This is a genomic window from [Zimmermannella] faecalis ATCC 13722 (genome assembly GCF_000381765.1).
In the GTDB taxonomy this organism is placed as follows: domain Bacteria; phylum Actinomycetota; class Actinomycetes; order Actinomycetales; family Microbacteriaceae; genus Gulosibacter; species Gulosibacter faecalis.
The window spans coordinates 107,477-129,360 of record NZ_KB907075.1 but is presented as its reverse complement, the minus strand read 5'-3'; the positions used below and the strand labels follow the sequence as shown (position 1 = coordinate 129,360).

The 21,884-nt window shown below is 68.2% G+C and carries 17 protein-coding genes; 12 read left to right on the top strand and 5 right to left on the bottom strand.

Features of this window, described 5'->3' with window-relative positions:
• Positions 1–125: 125 nt before the first annotated feature.
• The 6 genes from G328_RS0103305 (at position 126) to G328_RS13995 (ending at position 7,050) form a co-directional block, all read left to right on the top strand.
• Positions 126–1,007 carry a MurR/RpiR family transcriptional regulator gene (locus G328_RS0103305; protein WP_040904778.1) on the top strand — a complete coding sequence of 294 codons (882 nt, stop codon included), beginning with the start codon at positions 126–128 and terminating at the stop codon, positions 1,005–1,007.
• A gap of 150 nt (positions 1,008–1,157) precedes the next feature.
• Complete coding sequence (locus G328_RS15690; protein ID WP_019617921.1) at positions 1,158–2,660, top strand: tyrosine-protein phosphatase; 1,503 nt, start codon at positions 1,158–1,160, stop codon at positions 2,658–2,660.
• A gap of 28 nt (positions 2,661–2,688) precedes the next feature.
• Positions 2,689–3,711: an ABC transporter substrate-binding protein gene (locus tag G328_RS0103290; RefSeq protein ID WP_019617920.1), complete on the top strand. Its 1,023-nt coding sequence runs from the start codon at positions 2,689–2,691 to the stop codon at positions 3,709–3,711.
• 83 nt (positions 3,712–3,794) lie between these two features.
• The gene (locus G328_RS0103285; RefSeq protein WP_235619841.1) at positions 3,795–5,405 is read left to right on the top strand and encodes an ABC transporter permease; all 1,611 of its coding nucleotides are present in this window, start codon (positions 3,795–3,797) and stop codon (positions 5,403–5,405) included.
• A 2-nt stretch (positions 5,406–5,407) separates the two neighbouring features.
• The gene (locus G328_RS0103280; RefSeq protein ID WP_019617918.1) at positions 5,408–6,496 is read left to right on the top strand and encodes an ABC transporter ATP-binding protein; all 1,089 of its coding nucleotides are present in this window, start codon (positions 5,408–5,410) and stop codon (positions 6,494–6,496) included.
• A complete protein-coding gene (locus G328_RS13995; RefSeq protein ID WP_083919527.1) occupies positions 6,430–7,050 on the top strand; it encodes a histidine phosphatase family protein in 621 nt (206 codons plus the stop codon). Before G328_RS0103280 ends, G328_RS13995 begins: the two co-directional genes overlap by 67 nt.
• A gap of 104 nt (positions 7,051–7,154) precedes the next feature.
• Here the strand turns inward: G328_RS13995 and G328_RS0103270 are convergent, their stop codons facing one another.
• Both G328_RS0103270 and G328_RS0103265 read right to left on the bottom strand, forming a co-directional pair.
• Complete coding sequence (locus G328_RS0103270; protein ID WP_019617916.1) at positions 7,155–7,436, bottom strand: hypothetical protein; 282 nt, start codon at positions 7,434–7,436, stop codon at positions 7,155–7,157.
• Positions 7,437–7,846: 410 nt separating this feature from the next.
• On the bottom strand, positions 7,847–9,583 hold the full coding sequence (locus G328_RS0103265) for an HNH endonuclease (protein ID WP_019617915.1): 1,737 nt from the start codon (positions 9,581–9,583) through the stop codon (positions 7,847–7,849).
• A 361-nt stretch (positions 9,584–9,944) separates the two neighbouring features.
• On the opposite strand from G328_RS0103265, the gene G328_RS0103260 reads away from it, so the two are divergent.
• A complete protein-coding gene (locus tag G328_RS0103260; RefSeq protein WP_040904698.1) occupies positions 9,945–13,115 on the top strand; it encodes a cytochrome P450 in 3,171 nt (1,056 codons plus the stop codon).
• Positions 13,116–13,254: 139 nt separating this feature from the next.
• Here the strand turns inward: G328_RS0103260 and G328_RS0103255 are convergent, their stop codons facing one another.
• The 3 genes from G328_RS0103255 to purL form a co-directional block, all read right to left on the bottom strand.
• On the bottom strand, positions 13,255–13,734 hold the full coding sequence (locus tag G328_RS0103255) for a hypothetical protein (protein ID WP_154651509.1): 480 nt from the start codon (positions 13,732–13,734) through the stop codon (positions 13,255–13,257).
• 118 nt (positions 13,735–13,852) lie between these two features.
• Positions 13,853–14,233: a hypothetical protein gene (locus G328_RS0103250; protein ID WP_019617912.1), complete on the bottom strand. Its 381-nt coding sequence runs from the start codon at positions 14,231–14,233 to the stop codon at positions 13,853–13,855.
• A gap of 37 nt (positions 14,234–14,270) precedes the next feature.
• A complete protein-coding gene (purL, locus tag G328_RS0103245) occupies positions 14,271–16,580 on the bottom strand; it encodes a phosphoribosylformylglycinamidine synthase subunit PurL (RefSeq protein ID WP_019617911.1) in 2,310 nt (769 codons plus the stop codon).
• 232 nt (positions 16,581–16,812) lie between these two features.
• On the opposite strand from purL, the gene G328_RS16115 reads away from it, so the two are divergent.
• The 5 genes from G328_RS16115 to G328_RS0103220 are packed head-to-tail and all read left to right on the top strand — an operon-like array spanning position 16,813 to position 21,861.
• Positions 16,813–17,604, top strand: coding sequence for an NAD(P)-dependent oxidoreductase (locus G328_RS16115; RefSeq protein WP_040904696.1), 792 nt, complete (start codon positions 16,813–16,815; stop codon positions 17,602–17,604).
• 12 nt (positions 17,605–17,616) lie between these two features.
• Positions 17,617–18,333 carry a PIG-L deacetylase family protein gene (locus G328_RS0103235; RefSeq protein WP_040904694.1) on the top strand — a complete coding sequence of 239 codons (717 nt, stop codon included), beginning with the start codon at positions 17,617–17,619 and terminating at the stop codon, positions 18,331–18,333.
• A complete protein-coding gene (locus tag G328_RS0103230) occupies positions 18,333–18,974 on the top strand; it encodes an RraA family protein (protein ID WP_019617908.1) in 642 nt (213 codons plus the stop codon). Before G328_RS0103235 ends, G328_RS0103230 begins: the two co-directional genes overlap by 1 nt.
• Positions 18,959–20,083 carry an ABC transporter ATP-binding protein gene (locus G328_RS0103225; protein ID WP_019617907.1) on the top strand — a complete coding sequence of 375 codons (1,125 nt, stop codon included), beginning with the start codon at positions 18,959–18,961 and terminating at the stop codon, positions 20,081–20,083. Before G328_RS0103230 ends, G328_RS0103225 begins: the two co-directional genes overlap by 16 nt.
• A 59-nt stretch (positions 20,084–20,142) precedes the next feature.
• On the top strand, positions 20,143–21,861 hold the full coding sequence (locus tag G328_RS0103220; protein ID WP_019617906.1) for an ABC transporter permease: 1,719 nt from the start codon (positions 20,143–20,145) through the stop codon (positions 21,859–21,861).
• The last annotated feature ends 23 nt before the right edge of the window (positions 21,862–21,884 follow it).

Genomic DNA, 21,884 nt, shown 5'->3' with positions numbered 1-21,884 from the left:
TAACCGCTTTCCCGTCTGCTCCACACTAACTGCTTTTCGTGACGATCGGCAACAGCCGACACCGAGATTGCCCGCCTGTGGACGCACGAATCGCCCCGCAATCTTCGCGTGCGACCCTATTGGGCATGCACGAGCAGACGGGGCACAGCGAGTCGGGGGCCGAGGCCGCGGGCGGCACCTCGCGGGCCTTCGCGAGCATCCGGGCGGCGGCGGCCGCGCTCGGCCCGAGCGAGGGTCGGGTCGCCGCGGTCGTGCTCGAGCGACCGAACGAGGTCGTGGGCTGGTCGACGGCCGAGCTCGCGCTCGCGGCGGAGACGTCGGCGGCGACCGTGATTCGGGCGTGCCAGCGACTCGGGTTCCGCGGGTTTCAGCACCTGCGCCTCGAGATCGCCCGCGCGACCGCCCTCGCGCCGCAGGCGGAGCCGGGCGCTGCCCCGGATGCGCCGGTCGACGCTTTCGACGAGTCGATCGACGCGATTCGGCTCGCGAAGGCGACGGTCGACCCCGAGCAACTCGAACGCGCGGCTAGCGCGCTCGGTCGCGCGCGCCGCATCGTGCTCGTCGGGAGCGGGTTCTCGGGCCCGCCGCTCCAAGACTTCGCGATGCGGCTGAGCACGCTCGGCCGAACGGTTGAGGCACCCGTGGATGCGCTTGCCCAGCAGTTCGCGGCGCACTCGCTTGGCCCCGACGATGCCTGTTTCGTGCTGAGCTATTCGGGCGCGAATCAGCAGTCGGTGCGGGCGGCGACGGCGGCGCGGGAGCGTGGCGCGACGCTCGTGCTTGTGACGAGCTTCCTGCGCTCGCCGCTCGCCCGGCTCGCCGACATCGCGGTTGCGACCGGCCCGGCCGCGGCGCCGCACGGTGTCGACCCGGCGATGGCCCGCATCGGCCAGTCGGTCGTGCTGCACGCGCTGCACTCCGCCATGGCGCGGCAGCAGTCGCAGGACGACGTTGAAGGCATGCGCGCCGTCGTGGCGGATGCGCTGAGCGACGACGAGTCGCGGTAGCGCCGACAGCGGTGTGGGGCGCCCCACCGGATGGTGGCCGGGCGTTCAAGCGCAGGTCGTGTGCGCGTCACGTCGAGTTCACGTGGCGCCGCCATGCTCTCCGATGTAACAGCGTTTCACTCTCGGTGAAATGAACGGAACGGAGCTGGTGTGCGGGAACTGCGGATTGACGGACTCTTCAACGTGCGGGCGGCGCACGGGGAACGACCCTGGATCATCCGCTCGGGCGCGCCCGACCGCATCCGCCCCACCGGCGTTGCCGCGCTGCGACGGCTCGGCGTCACCGACGTGCTCGACCTGCGCGAGCCCGGCGAGGCTGAGGCCGAGCTCGCCGAGCCGCGCGTCACGTCGGTGCCGCTCTACGGCACGAACCCACCCGCGACCGGCCGCATCGAGGACATCTACGAGGCGCTCCTGCGCGATCGGGGCCCCGCGCTTGCGGCGGCGGTCGGCGTCATCGCCGACGCCACAGGCGGCACCCTCGTGCACTGCACCGCGGGCAAAGACCGCACCGGCCTCGTCGTCGCCCTCGCCCGACTCGCGACGGGCGCGACGCGCGAGGAGGTCATCGCCGACTACGCCCGCTCGGGCCCGAACGTGCGCGACCAGCGGCTCGACCACGCCGTTGAGATCGCCGCGAACGCGAGCGTCGCCGAGCGCGACGATGTGTTCCGCCTGCACCTCGACAGCCCGCCCGTCGCGATGACGCACGCGCTCGACGTCATCGACGAGTTCGGTGGCGCGGTCGCGTACCTGCTCGGGAACGGACTCGACGAGACGCGGCTCGCGGCGCTTCGCCGCAAGGCGCAGGTCGCCCCGGCAGCTCCGGCCCCACCTGCGGCGGCCACGACGATCGTGCACGTGAGCGACGTGCACGCGACCGACGGCGAGCCGCTCTACGGCGAGATCGACGGCCTCGCGCGGCTGTGGGAGGTGGGCGCATACCTCGTCGAGAAGCACCTCGAGCCGGCCGCGATCGTCATCACGGGCGACCTCATCGAGCGGGGCAACGCCGGCGCGTATCCCGCGGTCGCGCAGGCGCTGGCCGACCTCGAACGCACGGTCGGCGCACCCGTCGTCGTGACGCTCGGGAACCACGACGAGCCCGCCGCCGCGGCCGACGCGGGTATCGCGGTTGGACCTCGCGCCGTCACGGTCGGCGACCTGCGCCTGCTGCTGCTCGACTCCTCGCGTGGCGAGCTCGGCGCGGCGCAGCTCGAGTGGCTCGCGGCTGAGCTTGCCGCCGAGCCTGCCGCCGGCGCGATCATCGCCCTGCACCATCCGCCCATCCCTTCGCCGTTGCCGGCGCTCGCCAACGCGCACCTGCGCGACGCGGCGGCGCTGCTCGACACGCTCGAGGGCGCGGATACGCGGGTCGTGCTCGCGGGGCATTTTCACCACGAGCTCGTCGCGGCGACGCGGGGGACGCTCGTCTCGGTCGCGCCGGCCCTCGCCTACCAGCAGGTCATGTTCGACGGCGACGACCGGGTCGCCGGCTTCGACCGCTCGGCGTTCTCACTCGTGCGCCTCGACGGCGTGACCGCGAGCGTGACGACCGTGCCGTACGCGCATCCGCCCCGCCTGTTCGAGGCGCGGGTCTCGGGACGCGCCGAATCAGCTTTCACTCCCGCCCAGCTAACTCACCCCAGCTAACCCACCCCAGCGCACGTTAGGAATCCAGATGTCGAACCACCGCAAACTCTCGCCATTGTTCGCCCTCGCCGGGGCGGCATCGCTCGTGCTCGCCGGCTGCGCGGCCTCGCCGGCCGACGGCGACACCGCGACCGGCGGCGCCACCACGATCACGCTCTACACCTCGGAGCCCCAGGAGAAGGCCGACGCGCTCGTCGCCGCCTTCAATGAGGCGCACCCCGACATTACGGTCGAGGTGTTCCGTGCCGGCACCGGCGACCTCACCGCGCGGATCGCGTCGGAGCAGGAGTCGGGCGGCGTGCAGGCCGACGTGCTGCTCGCCGCCGACGCGAACACCTTCGAGAACTACGCGGCCGACGACCTGCTGCTCGAGTACACGCCTGCCGACGTTGAGGCGCTCAACCCCGACGTCGTCGACCCCGAGGGGTACTACGTCGGCACCCGCATCATTCCCACCGTCATCGCGTACAACACGACGATGATCGACACCCCGCCGACCTCGTGCGCCGAGCTGACCGACCCCGAGTACGCCGACCAGATCGTCATGCCGAACCCCGAGGTTTCGGGCGCCGCCGCCTACAACGCGGCGGTTTGGTACAACGAATCGTCGCTCGGCGAGCAGTGGCTCACCGACCTCGCGGCGAACAACCCCGTGATCGCTGAGAGCAACGGCCCCGTGTCGCAGGCGGTCGCGACCGGCACGCAGCCGATCGGCATCGTCGTCGACTACCTCGTGCGCGAGCTTGAGGCGCAGGGTTCGCCGATCGCGGTCGCGTACCCCGAGGAGGGCGTGCCGTACGTTTCGCAGCCGGCGGGCATCTTCGCCGACACTGACGAGGCCGAGGCGTCGCAGGCGTTCGTTGACTTCCTCGTGAGCGCCGAGGGGCAGCAGCTCGCGGTCGAGCAGTCGTACCTGCCGGTGCGCGGCGACGTCGGTACCCCCGAGGGCGCCCCGTCGATGGATGAGATCGAGATTCTCTCGCCCGACCTCGAGACGATCAACTCGACACAGGACGAGGCGGTCGAACGCTTCCGCGAGCTGTTCCTGTAATGACGCTCGCGACCGAGGCCCCCGCGCCCGCGGCAATTCGCCGTGGGCGCGGGGGCGTGCGCGGACTCGCATCGATTTCCGGATTGGCACTGGGGCTCTGGCTCGCGACGGCCGCGCTCGTGCTCATCCCGCTCGGCGCGATCGTCGTGCTCGCGGTGCGCGGCGGCGAGTTCGGCGTGCTGCTGCAGGGCGAGGTGCTCGAGGCGAGCGTGAACAGCCTCGTGTCGGCGGTCGGATCGGCCGTCGCGGCGGTGGCGGTCGGTACGGCGCTCGCGGTGCTCTGCGAGCGCACCGATCTCGCGGGTCGCCGGGCGCTGCGCCTGTTCGCGTTCTCGCCGATGCTGATCCCGCCGTTCGTCGGGGCGATCGCGTGGCTCGGCATCGCGGGGCCGTCGAGCCCGTTGAATCTCTGGTGGCGGTCGATGTTCGGCGGCCCGCTGTGGTCGGTGTATGGCGCCGACGGCGTGATCCTGCTGCTCACGGTGCACAGCTATCCCATCGTCATGCTCATCGTTACGGCCGCGCTGCGTCGAATTCCGGCCGACCTCGAACAGGCGGCGCGGATCTCGGGCGCGGGCCCCGTGCGGAGCCTGCTCACCGTGACGGTGCCGCTGCTGCGCCCCGCGCTCGTGTCGTCCTTCGTGCTCGTCGCGGTGGGGAACCTCGCCGACTTCGGCATTCCGTCGATCATCGGGCTGCCCGAGCGCTTCACGACCCTCGCGACCCTCGTGTATCGGTACCTGCAGTCGGGCACGGTCGACAACCCGCTCGGCGTCGTCGCGGCGATCGGGGTCGTGCTCATCGTGATCGCGCTGATCGGGCTGCTCGCGGATGCGCGCATCGGCAAGCCGCGCGTCGAGCTCGACGCGTCAGCCTCGCGGGCCGAGGCGCTGTCGCTCGGGCGGGCCCGGGTGCCGGTGAGTATCGTGACGTGGCTCGCGGTGCTCGCCGTGACGGTGCTGCCGCTGCTCGCGCTGCTCATGCAGACGCTGCTGCGGGCGCCGGGCGTGCCGCTCGCGTTCGAGAACCTCACGCTCGACCATCTCGTCGAGGCGGTGACGTCGGCGAACGCGTTGACGGGCGCCACGAATTCGGTGCTGCTCGCAGTCGGCGCCGCCATCGTGTGCGGCGTGCTCGGGCTCGCGATCGGCGTGGTCGGTACCCGCACGCGCGTCGTCGGGTCGCGCGCGATGCACGCGGTGATGATGCTGCCGCAGGCGGTGCCGGGCATCGTCATCGGTGTTGCGTGGCTCGTGCTCGCGCCCCGCATCGGGCTGTTCAATACGCCGTGGCTCATTCTCTGCGCGTACATCACGTCGTTCACGGCGATCGTGCTGCAGGCGGTGACGGCGCCGCTCGCGGGCACGCCCTCGAGCGCCGAGGAGGCGGCGCGGATATCCGGGGCTGGGCCCCTGCGCGCGCTCGCGGATATCTCGGCGCGGCTCGCAGCGCCCGCTGCGATTTCGGGGGCCGTGCTCGTTGCCGTGACGGCGGTGCGGGAGCTTACGCTCTCGGTGCTGCTCCTGTCGCCCGGCTCGCAGACGCTCGGCGTCGCCATCTTCAATCTGCAGCAGGCCGGGGCGTTTAGTACCGCCTCGGCGCTGTCGCTCGTCGTTGCCCTGCTCGGCCTCGCGGTGATCGGTCTTGCGACCGGTCGCGTGACGTCGGGCGGGGCCGGATCGAAAGGAATGTAGGCATGTCGAGTGTCGAGCTCGGGGGCGTGTGCGTGCGCTACCCGTCGGGAGCGGTCGGGTTGGCCGACGTCGATCTGACGCTGGGTGATGGGGAGTTCGTCGCGCTCGTCGGGCCGTCGGGGTCGGGCAAGACGACGCTGCTGCGCACCATCGCGGGGTTCCTCACGCCGACGAGCGGGAGCATCCGCATCGGCGATCGCGTCGTCGCGGGTGGCGCGGAGTTTGTGCCGCCGGAGCGGCGGGCGCTCGGCATGGTGTTTCAGCAGCACGCCGTGTGGCCGCACTGGAACGTTGGGCGGAACGTCGAGTATCCGCTGCGGCGCGCTCGGGTGCCGCGGGGCGAGCGGATGGCGCGCGTCGCCGAGGCGCTCGAGCTCGTCGGGCTGCCGGGATACGCGAAGCGCGACCCCGCGACCCTGTCGGGCGGGCAGCGGCAGCGGGTTGCGCTCGCGCGCGCCCTCGTCGCGCGCCCGAGCGTGCTGCTGCTTGATGAGGCGCTTTCGGCGCTCGACGAGCCGCTGCGCGACCGGTTGCGGCTTGAGCTGCGCACGCTTACGCGGGAACTTGGGCTGACGGTGGTGCACGTGACGCACGATCGGGCCGAGGCGCTCGCGCTCGCCGATCGCGTGGCCGTTCTTGACGCCGGGCGTGTGCAACAGGTTGCCCCGCCTGAGGAGCTGCTCGTGAATCCGGCTTCGGCGTTTGTCGCCCAGTTTCTCTCCGACGCGACCCTGATTGAGGGTGTCGCCGAGGCGGGCGAGTTTGTCGCCGATGCGCTGCCCCTGCGGCTGCCCACGGAGGGTGCGGTCGCTGGGCCGGTGCGCGCCGCAGTGCTGCCGTCGGAGGTGGCACTCACGTCGGCCGTTGACGGCGCCGCGATCGTGCGGTCGGCGCTGTTCATGCGCGATGGGAGCGACGTCGTCGTGGACTGGTGTGGGGTCGAGCTGCGCGCCCGAACGCAGGGGATGCGCGTCGAGGTCGGCGACCGGGTTGACGTTCGCGTGCGGTCGGCGAAGCTGTATCGGTGCGACGGCGGGGGAGTGGACGGCGAATCGGCAGCGCGCGCGTCGGTTGCCGCCGCGGTGGCGTGACTGTGCTCGCCCTTGTGCGGCACGGGCGGACCGCACTGAACCGGGAACGGCGGCTGCAGGGTCGCAGCGACGTGCCGCTCGACGAAGTCGGCCGGGAGCAGGCGCGTGGCGCCGCGGAGTTGTTGCGCGTGTCGCGGTGGGATCGCATCGTGTGTTCGCCGCTCGAGCGGGCGGTCGAGACGGCGCGGATTGTCGATTCGGTCGTGTCGGCGCCGGCGTTCGAGCTGACCGATGCGCTTCTCGAGCGCGACTTCGGCGAGGCCGAGGGGATGCTCGTCGTCGACGCGGAGCGGCGCTGGAAGTCGGGCGCGTATCCGGGCGGCGAGACCTGGGAGCAGGTGGGCGCCCGAGCCGAGCTGGCGATTGTGGGGCTCATGCGGCGCGAGGGCGCGACGGTCGCGGTGTCGCACGGCATGTTCATTCGTGCCGGGGTGGAGGCGATCACGGGTGCGCCGTGTCCGCGCATCCTCAACGGTCAGGTGGTGTTTGTGCGCGCTGGGGAGCACGGTCGGTGGACCGCGGAGATCGTCGAGCCCGCCGTTGCGGCGAGCTGACGGGGGTTGATGCGGGTGGACGCTAGTGCCGCCGAGGGCCGGGATGCGCGGCGTGCGTGAGAGCACGGGGCGCGCATCCCGGCCGGTCGGGGCGGGCATCTGGGTTACATCCAGGTGCGGTGGAGGCCCGAGGCGGCGAGCAGCCGGTCGCGGTCGTGGGCGGCCCGCTCGGCTTCGCGGCGCATGCGCTCGCGGTCGAGTGCGTGCTCGGCGTCGCGTGCCGCTGCGTGGCGGCGACGTTCGCTGAGCAGCACGAGCCGCAGGCCCACGCGGAGGGCGAGTCGATCGAGCATCGACAGCCGGTCGAGGTGCTGTTGGTCGGGCAGGTGGACGGTTATTTGGTCACGTTGATCGTCAACGGAGACGACCTGAACAGAAGCGTTCACGGAATTCGCTTTCGAATCGCAAAATGAGTGTGCGGAGGCCCAACATTGGGCGTCCAAAGAATCGCAATAGCCGAATATCGCATGCCGAATAAACCCGGCAGCGAAATGGCTCGCAACGAGTGAGAACGATCAGCCGAAGCAGCGATGCGCGTATGAGCGCAACTGCGGGGTGATCAGAGGGTCAAAGCCCGGGCGGTGGCGAGTGCCAGCGGAGATGCTAGTGAAGAGCCACGGCGCGTGCGCCTGCGAAGGCAGCACGGATTCCCGGGGTGATTCCCGTTGACGTAATAATCATCTTGCCGCCTCCTCTCAAATTCAGACGCTCACAAAACTATGCACCGAATTCGGTCGTGTCAAGTAATTCTGGGCGACACGCCGAAATTCGTCGAAATTCGGATGCGCGGCCGGCCTCAACAGCGGGTGCGGACCTTCGGTGCGTACCTTCTTCGCCCGCCGAGTCTCGGGGTGCGGTCGGGATACACGCTCGCGGGCGGGATGAACCACACCTCGTCGAGCACACTGAACCGCGCCGGCCTTGCCGGACCTTGGTACTGGTCGGCCGTGCCGGGCGGCACGATGCGGATCTGCCACTCGTCGTCATGGATGCGGTGGTGGCAGGTCGTGCACAACAGGATCAGGTTCGCGAGGTCTGTTGGCCCCGCGTCGCGGGTCCAGTAGCGGACGTGGTGCACCTCGCACATGGATGGCTCGAGCCCGCAGAACGCGCAGCCGCCATCGCGCTCGATCAACGCTTTCCGTTGGGCGGGTGTCGCGAGGCGGGATGCGCGCCCGAGATCGAGTACTTCGCCTGCGCCGCCGAGCACGACCGGGATGATCCCCGCCTTCGCGCACAGCCGACGCGCGGCGCTGGCGCTGATCGCCGCGGGGAGCCCGTCGATCGTCGCGAGCCCGGCGCTCGTGAAGGCGCTGCGCGGGTCGAGGCCCGTCGCTTCATCAACTGGCTCGTCGGCCGCGTCGACGTCGTCGAGCAGCCCGGCGTCGCGGGCGCGGTCGATGAGGTCGCGGTCCTGCATCCGCACGACCACCTGCGTCGAGCAGCCGGGCAGCTCGTTGCAGCCGATCGCGTGCTGGCAGAGCATGATGAACGCATCGGCCCGCAACTGCCGCACCGTGCGGGTCTCCTGCACGATCTGCGCCACCTCGCTCTCACTCTGGGCCTGGCCTTCCGTGCGGTCGCGGTCGACGTCTCGGACGACGCCGGTGACACTGCCGTCGGGGTTGTTCACGCCCCGCGACTTCCTGAGCTCGTTCGTGACGTATGCGTTCACGCCCGCGAGGATCGGTGCGGCACTTGCCGCGTCCAACAACCCCTTGATGCGCACCTGCCCCGTCGGCAGCACGGTCATGTCGAAATACCGGCCTGCGTACGCTTCGGCCTCGGTGGGTTCGACACCGTCGGGATCGAGCACGGATGTCATCCCGGCGATCACCTGCACGAGCTCGCGCGACGTGAGCCCAGGCGCCGCCTCAACGAGTGCCACTTCCGCCTCGACCAGCGTGACCGGGTCAACACGGGGCGTGATGTCCTCAAGGAACTCGACAATCTTGTCCGCATACTCCACCGGCAGTACGGCGCCCGCGACCGAGTCAGCGACGTGCTCGTATCGGGGCGGGAGCACCTCGCCCTGCAACGTGATCCGGGTCGAGGTGGCCTCGCCAACCGAGTGCAGCTGCCGCGCGAAGTTGTACGGCACGCCGAGCAGGTGCGCGGCCGCGATCGTCGAGTTCGCGTATCCGGCCCGCTTCGACAGGGCATCGCGCCCGAGTGACTTCGCTGACCGCTTCGCGAGCTCCCGACTCAGCGCGGCCGCGCGCGCGAGCACGGCCCGCACCTCGGCACCGTGCGCCTCGAGGGCACGCATCAGTTCGCCGTCGGGAAGGTCGGCGAGATTTGGAAGTGCACGTAGGTCGCGAGGCTCAGGCGCACCGCTGCGATCACAGATCGGAGGCTCGAGTGCCTCGCCCACCGGCCGGAACTCGACCCCGCGCCGTGGCCGCGTGAGCGCATCCCAATCAACCGAGCTCGACCCCACTGATTCGGTGCGCGGCTCGTCGACCGTCGGCTCGTGGGGGACTCCTGGCGCGGCCCAGTCGCCGCCATCGCCGGTCACATCGTCGTTGGCCATTGGAGTTCACCCCGCTTCGGGTTTGCCAGGTCACCGCAGTGACGTTTCGTGCTTCAATACTATCGAACAGAAATACGTATTACAATGCTCAATCCAGTCACTACCAGCGAATTATCAGCATCCAAATCGCAGCCATGTCGCCGTGACTCAATCCTGCCCCGACCCTGCGACATTCCCACGTCCGCACGTCGCCGCACCCCGCGCATCCACCACAAAACAAAGGAATCACGCCACAAAAGACCGCTTTTCTTTGCCAACTAACAGCGAGAAACTCACTACAACACCACCAACGCCCGCTCAGTGCTGAGCGCCGCTCGACGACGAGCGCGAAACGCGAGACAAATAGTTGTGAGGAACCGCGATGACAAGTCGACCCGCCCCCGTTGCTGACTGGGTGACGATCCCGGAGCTGTACCGCGATCCATTCCCGATCTACGAGCGCCTGCGCGCCGAGGGCGGCGTGCACTGGGTGCCGGCGGTCGGCCGCTACCTCATCACCTCGTACGAGGCGGTGCACGGCACCGAGCTCGACCAGGAGATCTTCTCGGCGAACGAGCGGGGCTCGCTGCAGATCCGCGCGATGGGCCACTCGATGCTGCGCCGCGACGACCCCGAGCACGCGATCGAGCGCAAGGCCTGGCAGCCCGCGCTGCGCCCGGGCGCCGTGAAGAACGTCTGGAACCGCGTCTTCGCCGAGAACGCGAACCGCTACCTCGACGAACTCGTCGAGAAGGGCCCCGGCGCCGACCTCGTCTGGGACTTCGCCGCACCCTACGCCGCCGAGAACCTCCGCGAAATCATCGGCCTCCACAACGCGACCCAGCAAGACCTCCAGCGCTGGTCGCAAACGATGATCGACGCCACCGGCAACTACGCCGACGACCCCGACGTGTGGGCCGAGGGCGAGCGCTCCTTCAACGAGGTCGACGCCGCACTCGACGAAATGCTCGCCTGGCACGGCGCGAACCTCGACGACAACCCGAGCCTCATCGCGCACCTGCTGCGCATCGACGAGTACAAGATGCCGCTCGACCGCATCCGCGCCAACCTGAAAATGACGATCGGCGGCGGCGTGAACGAGCCCCGCGACGCGCTCGGCGTGGCCGCTTGGGCGCTGCTCGACAACCCCGAGCAGCGCGCCGCCGTCGAACAGGACCCGTCGCTCTGGGGCGCGACGTTCGACGAGGCGATCCGCTGGGTGGCACCGATCGGCATGTACTCGCGGCAGGTCACTCGCGACACGGTGCTCGCCGGCGTCGAGCTGCCGGCCGACGCGCGGCTCGGCATCTGCATCCTCTCGGCGAACCGAGACGAAACGGTGTGGGACGACGCCGAGCGCTTCAATATTCACCGCGAGGTGAAGCCGCACCTCGCGTTCGGCAAGGGCGTGCACGCGTGCCTCGGCACGTGGGTCGCGAAGGCTGAGGTCGCCGAGATCGGCCTGCCTGCCCTCTTCTCGCGGCTGCGGGGGATGCGCCTCATCGACGACAACCCGCCCGCCACGGCCGGCTGGGTGTTCCGCGGCATGACGAAACTGCCGATCGCGTGGGAGTCGACCCGCGACGCGCACGACGCCGACGCGCCCTCAGAAACCGAGGCGCGCATCGCGATCGTTGGCTCGGGCCCCGCCGGCTGTTTCACCGGCCAGGCGCTGCGCCGCGCCCTGCCGAAGTCGCGCATCGACGTGCTCGACGAGTCGGCAACCCCGTTCGGCCTCGTGCGCTACGGCGTCGCGGCCGACCACCAGGGTACGAAGTCGGTCGCGCAGCAGTTTGAGCGATTCTTTGACGAGTCCGGAGTCGAGTTCCGCGGCAACGTGCGCGTCGGCGCGCAGGGTGACGTCACGGTCGAGCAGCTGCGCGAATCGTACGACGCGGTCGTGCTCGCGACCGGCCTGCACCGCGACGTGCCGTTCCCCGTCGCCGGCGGCACGCGCCCCGGCATCTTCGGCGCCGGGCAGATCACTCGCCTGCTCAACGGCCACCCCGACGAGACCGACGTGCCCGAGCTCGGCGAGACGGTCGCCGTGGTCGGCCACGGCAACGTCGCGATGGACCTCGCCCGCCTCCTCACCCGCCGCGACCTCACCGGCACCGACCTCGACGACGCCACCGTCGAGCGTCTCGCCGGCCGCGTGCGCACCGTGCACCTCGTCGGCCGTAGCGCCCCCGAGCGCGCGAAATTCGACCCGGTCATGGTGCGCGAACTCGCCGGCATGCCGGGCCTCGAGCACGTCGTGCACGGCGTCGACTTCGAAGCGTTCCCCGAGGGCAAGGATGCGCGCCTCGACGCCGTGCGCGAGCTCGCGTCGGCCGGTGCCGCGGCATCGCAGGGGGCAGCCCCGCACGCACGTATCGAGTGGTGGTTCGAGGCCACCCCGATCGAGGCGACCGGCGAGGGCGACGCGGGCCGCGTATCCGCCCTGCGCCTGCGGCACGCCGACGGCCGCGAGGCTGCGCTCGAGGTCGACTCGATCGTGACCGCGATCGGATTCACCGGCGACGAGTCGGCGCTTGCGGTGCCCGGGCGGCACCCGGATGGTCGGGTCGAGCCGGGGCTCTACGTCGCCGGTTGGCTGCGGCGCGGCCCGCGCGGAGCGATTCCCGACCAGCGCACCGACGCGAAGCTGCTCGCGCGCATGATCGCGGGCGATCTTGTTGAGGCGGCGCGGGGTGGGGATGCTCCGGGCCAGGCGGCGGGGGAGTCGGGTGCGGCTGCGGCTCCGGCTGCCGAGTCGATGCCGGAGGGCGGCGGTTGTCCGTTCGGGCACGGCGCTCCGGCCGAGGCGGCGCCGAAGGGCGCCGAAACCGGGCCTGTGCGTCGAGACCCCGCATCCCGCCCCGAACTGCGGCTGCCCGCCGACGCGATCGACATCGCGGGATGGCGGCGCATCGATCACGTCGAGCGGCAGCGCACCGCGGCCGGGCGCACGCGCCGCAAGTTGCGCAGCCGCGCCGAGCAGATTTCAACCGCGACCGACGCGACCGTCGTCGTGCCGCCGCGTGCCGCGGCTGCGGGCGGCAGCGTGCGGATCACGACGCCCGTCACCGTCGCGTTCGCGACCGAGTCGGGCAACTCTGAGCTGCTCGCCGAGGAGCTGGTGCGGTCGCTGCAGGCGCGCGGGGATGCGCGGCTGCTCGACCTCTCGACGGCGCGTGCGGGCGATCTCGATGTCGACCGGTTCCACGTCATTATTTGCTCTACGTACGGCGATGGCGAGCTGCCGACCGGCGTGCGGTCGCTGCACGCCGAACTCGCGGAGGCCGGCGTCGACCTGACCGGGCTGCGCTACGCGATGTTCGGGCTCGGCGACCGCAGCTACGCGAAGACGTACTCGCGCGGCAGCGAGCTGCTCGACGAGGCGCTCGCCGGATGCGGCGCCGTTCGCGACGGCGAGTACGGGCGGCACGATGCTGGCGGTCCGATTGATGCGAGCGACGCCGGTATTGAGTGGCTCGAGGGCGTGGTCGCCGAGGCGCTGGTTGTTGAGGCGGTTGAAGCGGATGCGCCGCGCGCGTTCGTGACGGCGTAGGGGCGCTTGGCGGGCCCGTGCCCGCGAGCGGCGGTATCGACTGGCGGCCGGCGGTATGGTGCGCGATGCGGCCGGTCGCCGGAGGCTACTCCCACTCAGCGCAGACGGCCTCAGCGCACACGGCGCCGTCGATGCGCGCCTACGGCCCCTCGGGGCGTTCGGCCGTCGCGGCGAGCCCCTCAACGTCGACGGCGGTGACCGACTCGAGGTCGGCGACCGCGGATGCGTGGTCGAGCACGGTGGCGGCGACTCGCTCGAGGGCCTCGGGCGAGAGTTTCTCGGCGAGGGTGATGGTGACGCGGCCCTCGCTGAACGATTCCCACGAGTCGATGTGCGAGACGAGGGTCGCGGCGCCGTCGGTCGAGTCGATCGCGCCCACGGTGTCGACGCCGTACGCGTCGAGCACCGCCCGCTCGGTGTCTGCGGCGAGGGTAGTGCCGTCGTACGCCGGCGTTTCCGCTGGCTGCGAGGTTTCGCCGGGTTGCGTATCCGCCCCCGCGTCGGGTGCGGTGGCGGCGAACCGCATCACGACCACGACCGCGACGACGGCGATCGCGATGACCGCCCAGACTCGCCAGTCCTTCCACCACGACACCGCGGCGCTCTGTCTTGCGTGCATGCTGCGCAGCGTAGGCGATGCGGGTTGCGGCGCGGATACGCGGGGTTGGCCGGGAAGGGAACGCGGGCGGACGTGCGTGGTGGCGGTTGTCTGCGCTGCTCCGTGCGCCTGGCGGCCGCTAATGTCGGACTGCGATCGTGTATTCGCCGTTGATCGCTTGGCAGTAGTGGCTCGCACCGCCTGCTTCCGAACCGGATGAGGGGAACATCACCGCGAATCCCCCGGGCAGCATGGACACCTGCGCGGCATCGATGTCGAAGGCGTCGTCCCATTGCGATTCGAGGTCGTGTTCCTCGCTCCACGCCGGAAAATCATTGTTGATCTTGCCATCGGCGTAGAAATCCATGCTCACGGTGCGGCAGGTGTCGACGGCGGATGCGATGGCTTCGTCGCTGAGCGCCTGGCCGGGCTCGAGCGTCCTCGAACCTTGGCCAGCGCATCCCGCCAGCAACGGCAGTGCGAGAGTGAGACTGATGAGGGCAAGGATGCGGCGGCGCATGACGACAATCTATGCCGAGGCACCGACACCGTTAGAACTACCCCTCGACCCGCGCCCCAAACCGCTCGGGCAGCGTCGCCGACCGCAACGCGCGGATCTCGGCGACGGGCAGCGTGAACTGGCCCTGCACATCCAGCGTCGCGTCTTCGCCGACTCCGTCGGTCACGCCGATGCGCAGCACGGGGAACCCGCGCGCCTCGCACATGTACGTGAACTTCACGTCTTCCTCACGCGGCACCGACACGAGTACGCGGCCGGTCGACTCCGAGAACAGCGCGGCGGCGGCGTCGAGGCCCTCGCGCTTGCAGAGCTCGTCGAGCACGACGCGGGCACCGACGCCGAAGCGTGACACGCATTCGGCGAGCGCGAGCGCGAGCCCACCCTCCGAAAGGTCGTGCGACGACCCGAGCAGCCCCTGACGCGAGGCGCCATCGATGAGGTCGGCGAGCGCCTGCTCGCGCTCGAAGTCAACCTGCGGCGGCAGCCCGCCGAGGTGACCGTGCACCGCATCCGCCCACAGCGAGCCCGAAAGCTCGAGGCGCGTCTCGCCGAGCAGGTAGAGGTTGTGGCCCTCGTCTTGCCACGCGCTCGGCACGCGGCGAGCGACGTCGTCGAGCTTGCCGAGCACGGCGACGACGGGCGTCGGGTGAATCGGCACGTCGCCGGTCTGGTTGTAAAACGACACGTTGCCGCCGGTCACCGGAATCGAAAGCTCAAGGCAACCATCGGCGAGACCCTCAACGGCCTCCTTGAACTGCCACATCACCTCGGGGTTCTCGGGCGAACCGAAGTTGAGGCAGTCCGAAACCGCCATCGGCGCGGCGCCGGTCGCGGCGACATTGCGGAACGCTTCGGCGAGCGCGAGCCGCGCACCCGCCCGCGGGTCGAGCTGCGCGTACCGGCCGTTCGCATCCATCGCGAGGGCAACACCCATGCCGGTCGCCTCGTCGACGCGCACGACACCGGCGTTCTCGGGATACGCGAACGCGGTGTTCCCGAGCACGTAGCGGTCGTACTGGTCGGTGATCCAGGCCGGGTCGGCCGCGTTCGGCGACCCGAGGATCGTGCGGAACTGCGCCTCGATCTCACTCGGGTTCGCGGGGCGCGGCAGCTGCTCGGCGGTGTCGGCCTGCAGCGCATCGATCCAGGTGGGATACGCGACGGGACGGTCGTAGACGGGCGAGTCGACCGCGACGGTGCGGGGATCGACATCGACGATGCGCCCGCCCTTCCAGTCGATCGTGAGTCGGCCCGACGTGTTCACCTCGCCGAGCACCGAGGTCTCGACGGCCCACTTGTCGGTGATCGCGAGGAACGCGTCGAGCTGGTCGGGGCGCACGACCGCCATCATGCGCTCCTGCGACTCGCTCATGAGAATCTCTTCGGCGGTGAGCGACGGGTCGCGCAGCAGCACGCTGTCGAGCTCGATGTGCATGCCGCCGTCACCCGCCGCGGCGAGCTCCGACGTGGCGCACGAGATGCCGGCCGCGCCGAGGTCCTGAATACCCTCAACGACCTCGTTCGCAAACAGCTCGAGGCAGCACTCGATGAGCACCTTCTCGGCGAACGGGTCGCCGACCTGCACTGCGGGGCGCTTCGTGGGGCCGCCCTCGCTGAACGTGTCAGACGCGAGGATCGACGCACCGCCGATGCCGTCGCCACCCGTGCGGGCGCCGAACAGCACGACCTTGTTGCCGGCGCCGCGCGCGTTCGCGAGGTGCAGGTCGTCGCGCTTCAGCACGCCAACGGCGAGCGCGTTCACGAGCGGGTTCACCTGGTACGTCTTGTCGAACCAGGTCTCGCCGCCGATGTTCGGGAGGCCGAGGCAGTTGCCGTAGAACGAGATGCCGCCGACGACGCCGTGTACGACGCGGCCCGTGTCGGCGTGGTCGATGTCACCGAAGCGCAGGCCGTCCATGACGGCGACGGGGCGCGCGCCCATCGAGATGATGTCGCGCACAATGCCGCCGACGCCGGTCGCGGCGCCCTGGAACGGCTCGATGTAGCTCGGGTGGTTGTGTGACTCGACCTTGAACGTCACGGCCCAGTCGTCACCGAGGTCAAGCACACCGGCGTTCTCGCCCATGCCGACCAGCAGGTGTTCGCGCATCTTGTCGTTCACCTTTGCGCCAAACTCGCGCAGGTACTTTTTCGACGACTTATACGAGCAGTGCTCCGACCACATCACCGAATACATCGCGAGCTCACCCGACGTGGGGCGGCGGCCGAGCAGTTCGCGAATCTTCGCGTACTCGTCAGCCTTGAGCCCGAGCGCCTCGTACGGCTGCTCCCGCTCGGGGGTCGCCTCGGCGTGCTCAACAGTGTCGGGAACGTGCTCGGTGCTCAATTCACGGCTCCTACGAAGGGGATGCGGTCGGCGGAATCGCCGACATCGAGTCTAGTCGGCACCTACCGCGACGGTCGTTCGTGCCGCCGAGGAACTTCAGCCTTCCAATGCAGTTGCGATCCATGGTTCCGCGGCCAAAATTCGGGTGACGAAAAGAACTGACAAAAATGTAGACAATCTTGTCGCCCATCGTTACGGTTGGTCTCACTGGCAACGGGGACAGGAGTCATAGATGACGACATGCGGTGTAGTTGGTCTCGGAGAAGCGGGTGCGTTGTTTGCACGTGGCTTCCGAGATGCAGGCTTTGAAGTGACGGGGTATGACCCGTTCACTCGGCTTGACGAAGACGGGATACGACAGGTCGATCAGGTCGCGGATGCGGTGGCCGGAGCGGATTTCGTCGTGTCGCTCGTAGGGGCCACTGCTGCTGCCGCCGTTGCCGAGGAAATCTTCCAAGTGTCGGCACCTGGCGTCATCTACGCAGATCTCAATACGGGCTCTCCCAAGCTGAAGGCCGATCTGGCTACACGCGCATCGGAGGCGGGCGCACGGTTCGTTGATGTTGCGGTGCTCGCACCCGTGCCGCGAAGTGGCGCAAAGACACCGCTCATGGTGAGTGGCGAAGGCGCGTCCGAGTTTGCGGAGCTGTTGGCTCCGGTCGGAACTCCGGTCGAGACCGTTGCGGGCGGCGCTGGAGCTGCGGCGGCGCGAAAGCTGATCCGGAGCGTCTTCATGAAGGGCCTCGCTGCAGTTGTGATCGAGTCGGTCGGCGCGGCGCAACTGGGTGACTGCGAGGAGTGGCTGCGCGCGCAGATTGCGAACGAACTCGCAGGCGACACCGCCCTCCTCATCGACCGATTGATTACCGGATCGAAACAACACGCTGCCCGTCGTATCCACGAAACGGAAGACGCCCGGGCATACCTCGAAGAGATCGGACAACCGCACTGGGCAACCGATGCGGCGCACTCCTGGCTGACGAAGCTGCACGAAGACGCAGCGAATCACACGACCAACGAATAGAAGGACTGAAGAATGGGAACGAGACGACTGCTCGTTGTGGGCGCGCACAGCGCCGATTTCGTCTGGCGCGCTGCCGGTGTGATTGGAAAGCACACGCTGGCAGGCGGTGAAGCCAGGGTGATCGCACTGTCCTATGGAGAGCGCGGAGAATCTGGCGAGCTCTGGAAGGAACCGAATCAGACCGTCGAGAACGTCAAGCGGCACCGTCATGCGGAGGCCGAGGCTGCCGCGGCGGCGGTGGGTGCGTCATTCGAGTCCTTCGACCTCGGCGACTATCCCCTCCACGTCAACGATGCGGCGATCGACCGCCTCGCCGATGTCATGCGTGACTACCAACCCGACGTCGTGCTCACGCACCCTGATAAAGACCCGTTCAACCCAGACCACCCCGTTGCGTACACGGCAGTTTCGCGTGCTCGACTGCTGACAGCCGGCGCGGTCGTTGAGGCGGGCTTCCGAACGGCACCGCCGAGCGAGTTCCTCGTGTTCGAACCGCATCAACCCGAGTTGTGTGGATTCGTTCCCAGCGTGTTCGTGGACATCACCGAGGTCTTCGACCGAAAGCGGGAGGCCATGGCGTGCATGAAGGCACAGTCGTATCTGCAGCAGTACTACGCAGAACGAGCCGAGCACCGGGGCAACCACGCGCGGAAAGTTACCGGTAACAAGGACATCCGACAGGCGGAAGCCTTCATGCGAATTGTGCCGAACGTTGTGGGGTCACTCTGATGAGCGATGTCTACGAGGACCTCGCCCGACTCGGCTCCACGACGGTCTACGAGGCGCGCGGGAGGAAGGGTCTGCTCGACGTCGACTTGATCCCGGTGATCCCCGGCGCGAAGGTCGCGGGCCCGATCCGTACTGTGCTGTGCGGCCAGGACGACAACCGAGGCGTTCACGAACTGTGCGCCCACATTCGCCCCGGCGAAATCGCAGTCCTCGCCATGCCTGAGTCTCGCCCCGTGGCGCTGATCGGCGACCTGCTTGTGACACAGCTCCAGGCGAACGGTGCCGTTGCCATCCTCACGGGCTCAAGCGTTCGGGACGTCGACACGCTTCGAGAAATGGGGCTCCCCATTTGGGCGAGGTGGGTTCGCGCACGGGGCGCGGGGAAGGACGTCCGCGGACGCGTTGATGCGCAGGTGACGATCGGTGGTGCGTCGATGGCAACCGGCGACGTGATCGTGCTCGATGACGACGGTGGCACCGTGATCCCCGCCGCAAAGGTTGACGAGGCCGTGGAACTCGGGCTCGCGAGAGAAGAGAAGGAGCGCGGGCTCCGGGAACGCTGGCGACGTGGCGAGCTTTCCTACGACGTGTATGGATTCCGATCTCAGGACGAAGGTGAACTGCAATGGACATCACAGTAGAGGGGCTCACGCTGCAGTACGGCGACAACGTGGCCGTGCGCGACCTTGATCTGGAAATCGGCGACGGGGAGTCGCTCGTGCTCCTCGGTCAGTCGGGCTGCGGCAAGACGAGCACGATGAGGTGTATCGCGGGTCTGGAGAAACCAACATTCGGGCGTATCAAAATGGGCGACGACGTGCTCTTCGACGCCGACCTTGGTACAGACAAGCCGCCGAACAAGCGAAACATCGGCATGGTGTTCCAGTCCTACGCGATCTGGCCGCACATGACGGTGTTCGAGAACGTCGCGTTCTCGCTCACGATGAAGCGCAAGTCGAAAGAAGAGATTCGAACGCGCGTCATGGAGACCCTCGAGCTGGTTGGGCTGGAAGGATTCGCCGACCGAGGGGCATCGCGGCTGAGTGGTGGCCAGATGCAGCGCGTTGCCCTCGCGCGGAGCCTGGCAATGCAGCCGTCCGTCATGCTCCTCGACGAGCCACTGTCGAACCTCGACGCGAGGCTCAGAACCCGGCTGCGTGCCGACCTTCGAGAGCTCCAGCAGCGACTCGGTCTGACGTCGATCTACGTCACTCACGATCAAGAGGAAGCGCTTGCACTCGCGGATCGAATCGCAATGATGCAGTTCGGCCGAATCGTGCAGATCGGCTCACCGCGTGAGATCTACGCGAAACCCCGGAGCGCCTCAATCGCCGACTTCCTCGGCGTCAGCAACGTGCTCGAGGTGGAGCAACTTGACTCGACGATGGTGCGAATCTCGGGTACGGATGTGGTGCTGCAGGTGCCCGAGTACGCGCGGATCGACGAAGTGCGAGCCTGCATCCGTGCCGAAGACATCGAGCTCGGCGGCGGTACGCCCGGTGCCAACCAACTCAAGGGCCGGATCACGACTCGCGAGTTTCTCGGCCCGACTGCGGTCTACCGGATTCAGATCGGTCCAGATGTACAACTTGAGGTAACCGGGTCGAAACGGCAGCTGTTGTCGCAAATTGAAGGCGACGAGGTCGACCTGAGCATCGACGTGGAGGCAATCCAGGTGCTGCCTGTCGACGTCGACGAGCCTCGGGCGGATGTACCAACGACGACCGTCGCCCAGGTCGGTGCAAAATGACGGTGACTGGAACTCCTCGGCTCACGTCTGCGGAAGAAGCCACCGAGCCTCACCACAAAGTGCAGTCGCCGAAGGGCCGCAAAGCGAGCGCAAACGTCAAGCGTGCGGTGTTCCCTGCGGTGCTCTACGCCGTGCTTGCCGTAGTCATCCTCTTGCCAGTCGCGCTCGTCGTGCTTTCGGCCTTTACGACGACGCCACCGCGCCCCGGGAACATCTCACTGACGAATCTCACGCTCGAGAATTTCCAGACCGTGTTCGGCCCGGGAACGGGTCAGGCGGCGGTGAACTCGGTGATTGTTGGGGCCGGGGCGTCGGTACTCGCGATCCTCATCGGCGGATTCCTCGCGTTTGTCACTGCGAGGACGAATGTGCGGGCGAAGAAGTTCCTCTATTTCGTGGGACTCGTCCCGATGTTCCTGCCTTCGTATGTCGGTGCACTGGCGTGGGCCGTGCTGGGTGGCCCGAACGCCGGACTCATCAACATCCTGGCGCGTGATCTTGGCCTGCCGCAGTTGATCGACATCTTCAATATCGGCGGCCTGATCTTCGTACTAGCGCTCTACTACGCGCCCTATGCCTTCCTACTCATCCACTCGTCGTTGAGCCTCATGAGCCCGGATCTTGAAGAAGCCGCGCGGATCCATGGGGCGAAACCGGGAGCGGTGGTGCGAAAGGTGACCCTGCCGCTCGCACTCCCCGCGATCCTGGGTGCCGCGATTCTCATCTTTGTGCTCACGGTCGAGAACTTCCCGGTTTCGCAGATCATCGGCTCCGCGGGCGGGCTCGACACCCTGCCGACCTACATCTACCGGCTCATGAACTCGGCGCCGTCGCGGGCGAACGAGGCTGCTGCTGTGGCGATCACATTGGTGCTCATCGTGCTGATCGTGACGATGATTCAGCGTCGAATCGTCGCGCGCCGGAACTACACCACGGTCGCGGGCAAGGGGATGCGGCTCGGAGTAGTCGGGCTGGGCTGGTTCCGCCTGCCGGCGCTCCTCATTGGCCTCGTCTACTTCACCCTGTCGACTGTGCTCCCGATCGCGGCACTGCTATTCATCACGCTCCACGATTCACCGTACGTCGGCAGCGTCGTGGAGGCGTTCTCCGAGGGCCGCTTCTCTTTCGAGATGTTCGCGGATACGTTGACCTCCGAGCTGGTCCTCAACGCAACGATGAACTCGGTGGTGGTAGCCATCGTGGCCGCACTTGTCGGCACACTCCTCGCATTCATCGTCTCGTACGTGGTGAACCGGACGAAGCTGCCCGGCAAGGAGGGGCTTGGGTACATCTCCATGCTTCCTCTGGCGGTGCCGTCCATCGTCCTGGGCCTCGGCCTGCTCTGGACCTGGCTCATCATGCCGCTACCGGTCTACGGAACACTCCTGGTGCTGATGATCGCGTTTGTCGCGGCGCAGATGCCACAGGGGTATCAGGGCGCGAGCAGCTCGATTTTGCAGGTGCACGCCGACCTTGAAGACAGTGCAGTCATGCATGGTGCGAGCCGGTGGCGGGCGGTTGCGAAGATCACGGCACCACTGCTTCGAGTGCCGTTGACCTCAACCTTCCTGCTGCTCCTCATGCTCGCGATGCGAGAGCTCACCGTGCCGCTGTTCCTATTCACGACCGATACGCGATTGATCTCGATCGTGATCTTCGATGACTTCGAGAACGGGATTCTGCAGCGCAGCGCCGCAACGAGCCTCGTGTATTGCGTTGTCATCTTCATACTTGCCTACTTCTCGCAGAAGTTCGGCGCCAAGCAGAAAAACGACTAATTCATCCCAATCAGCACTATTCA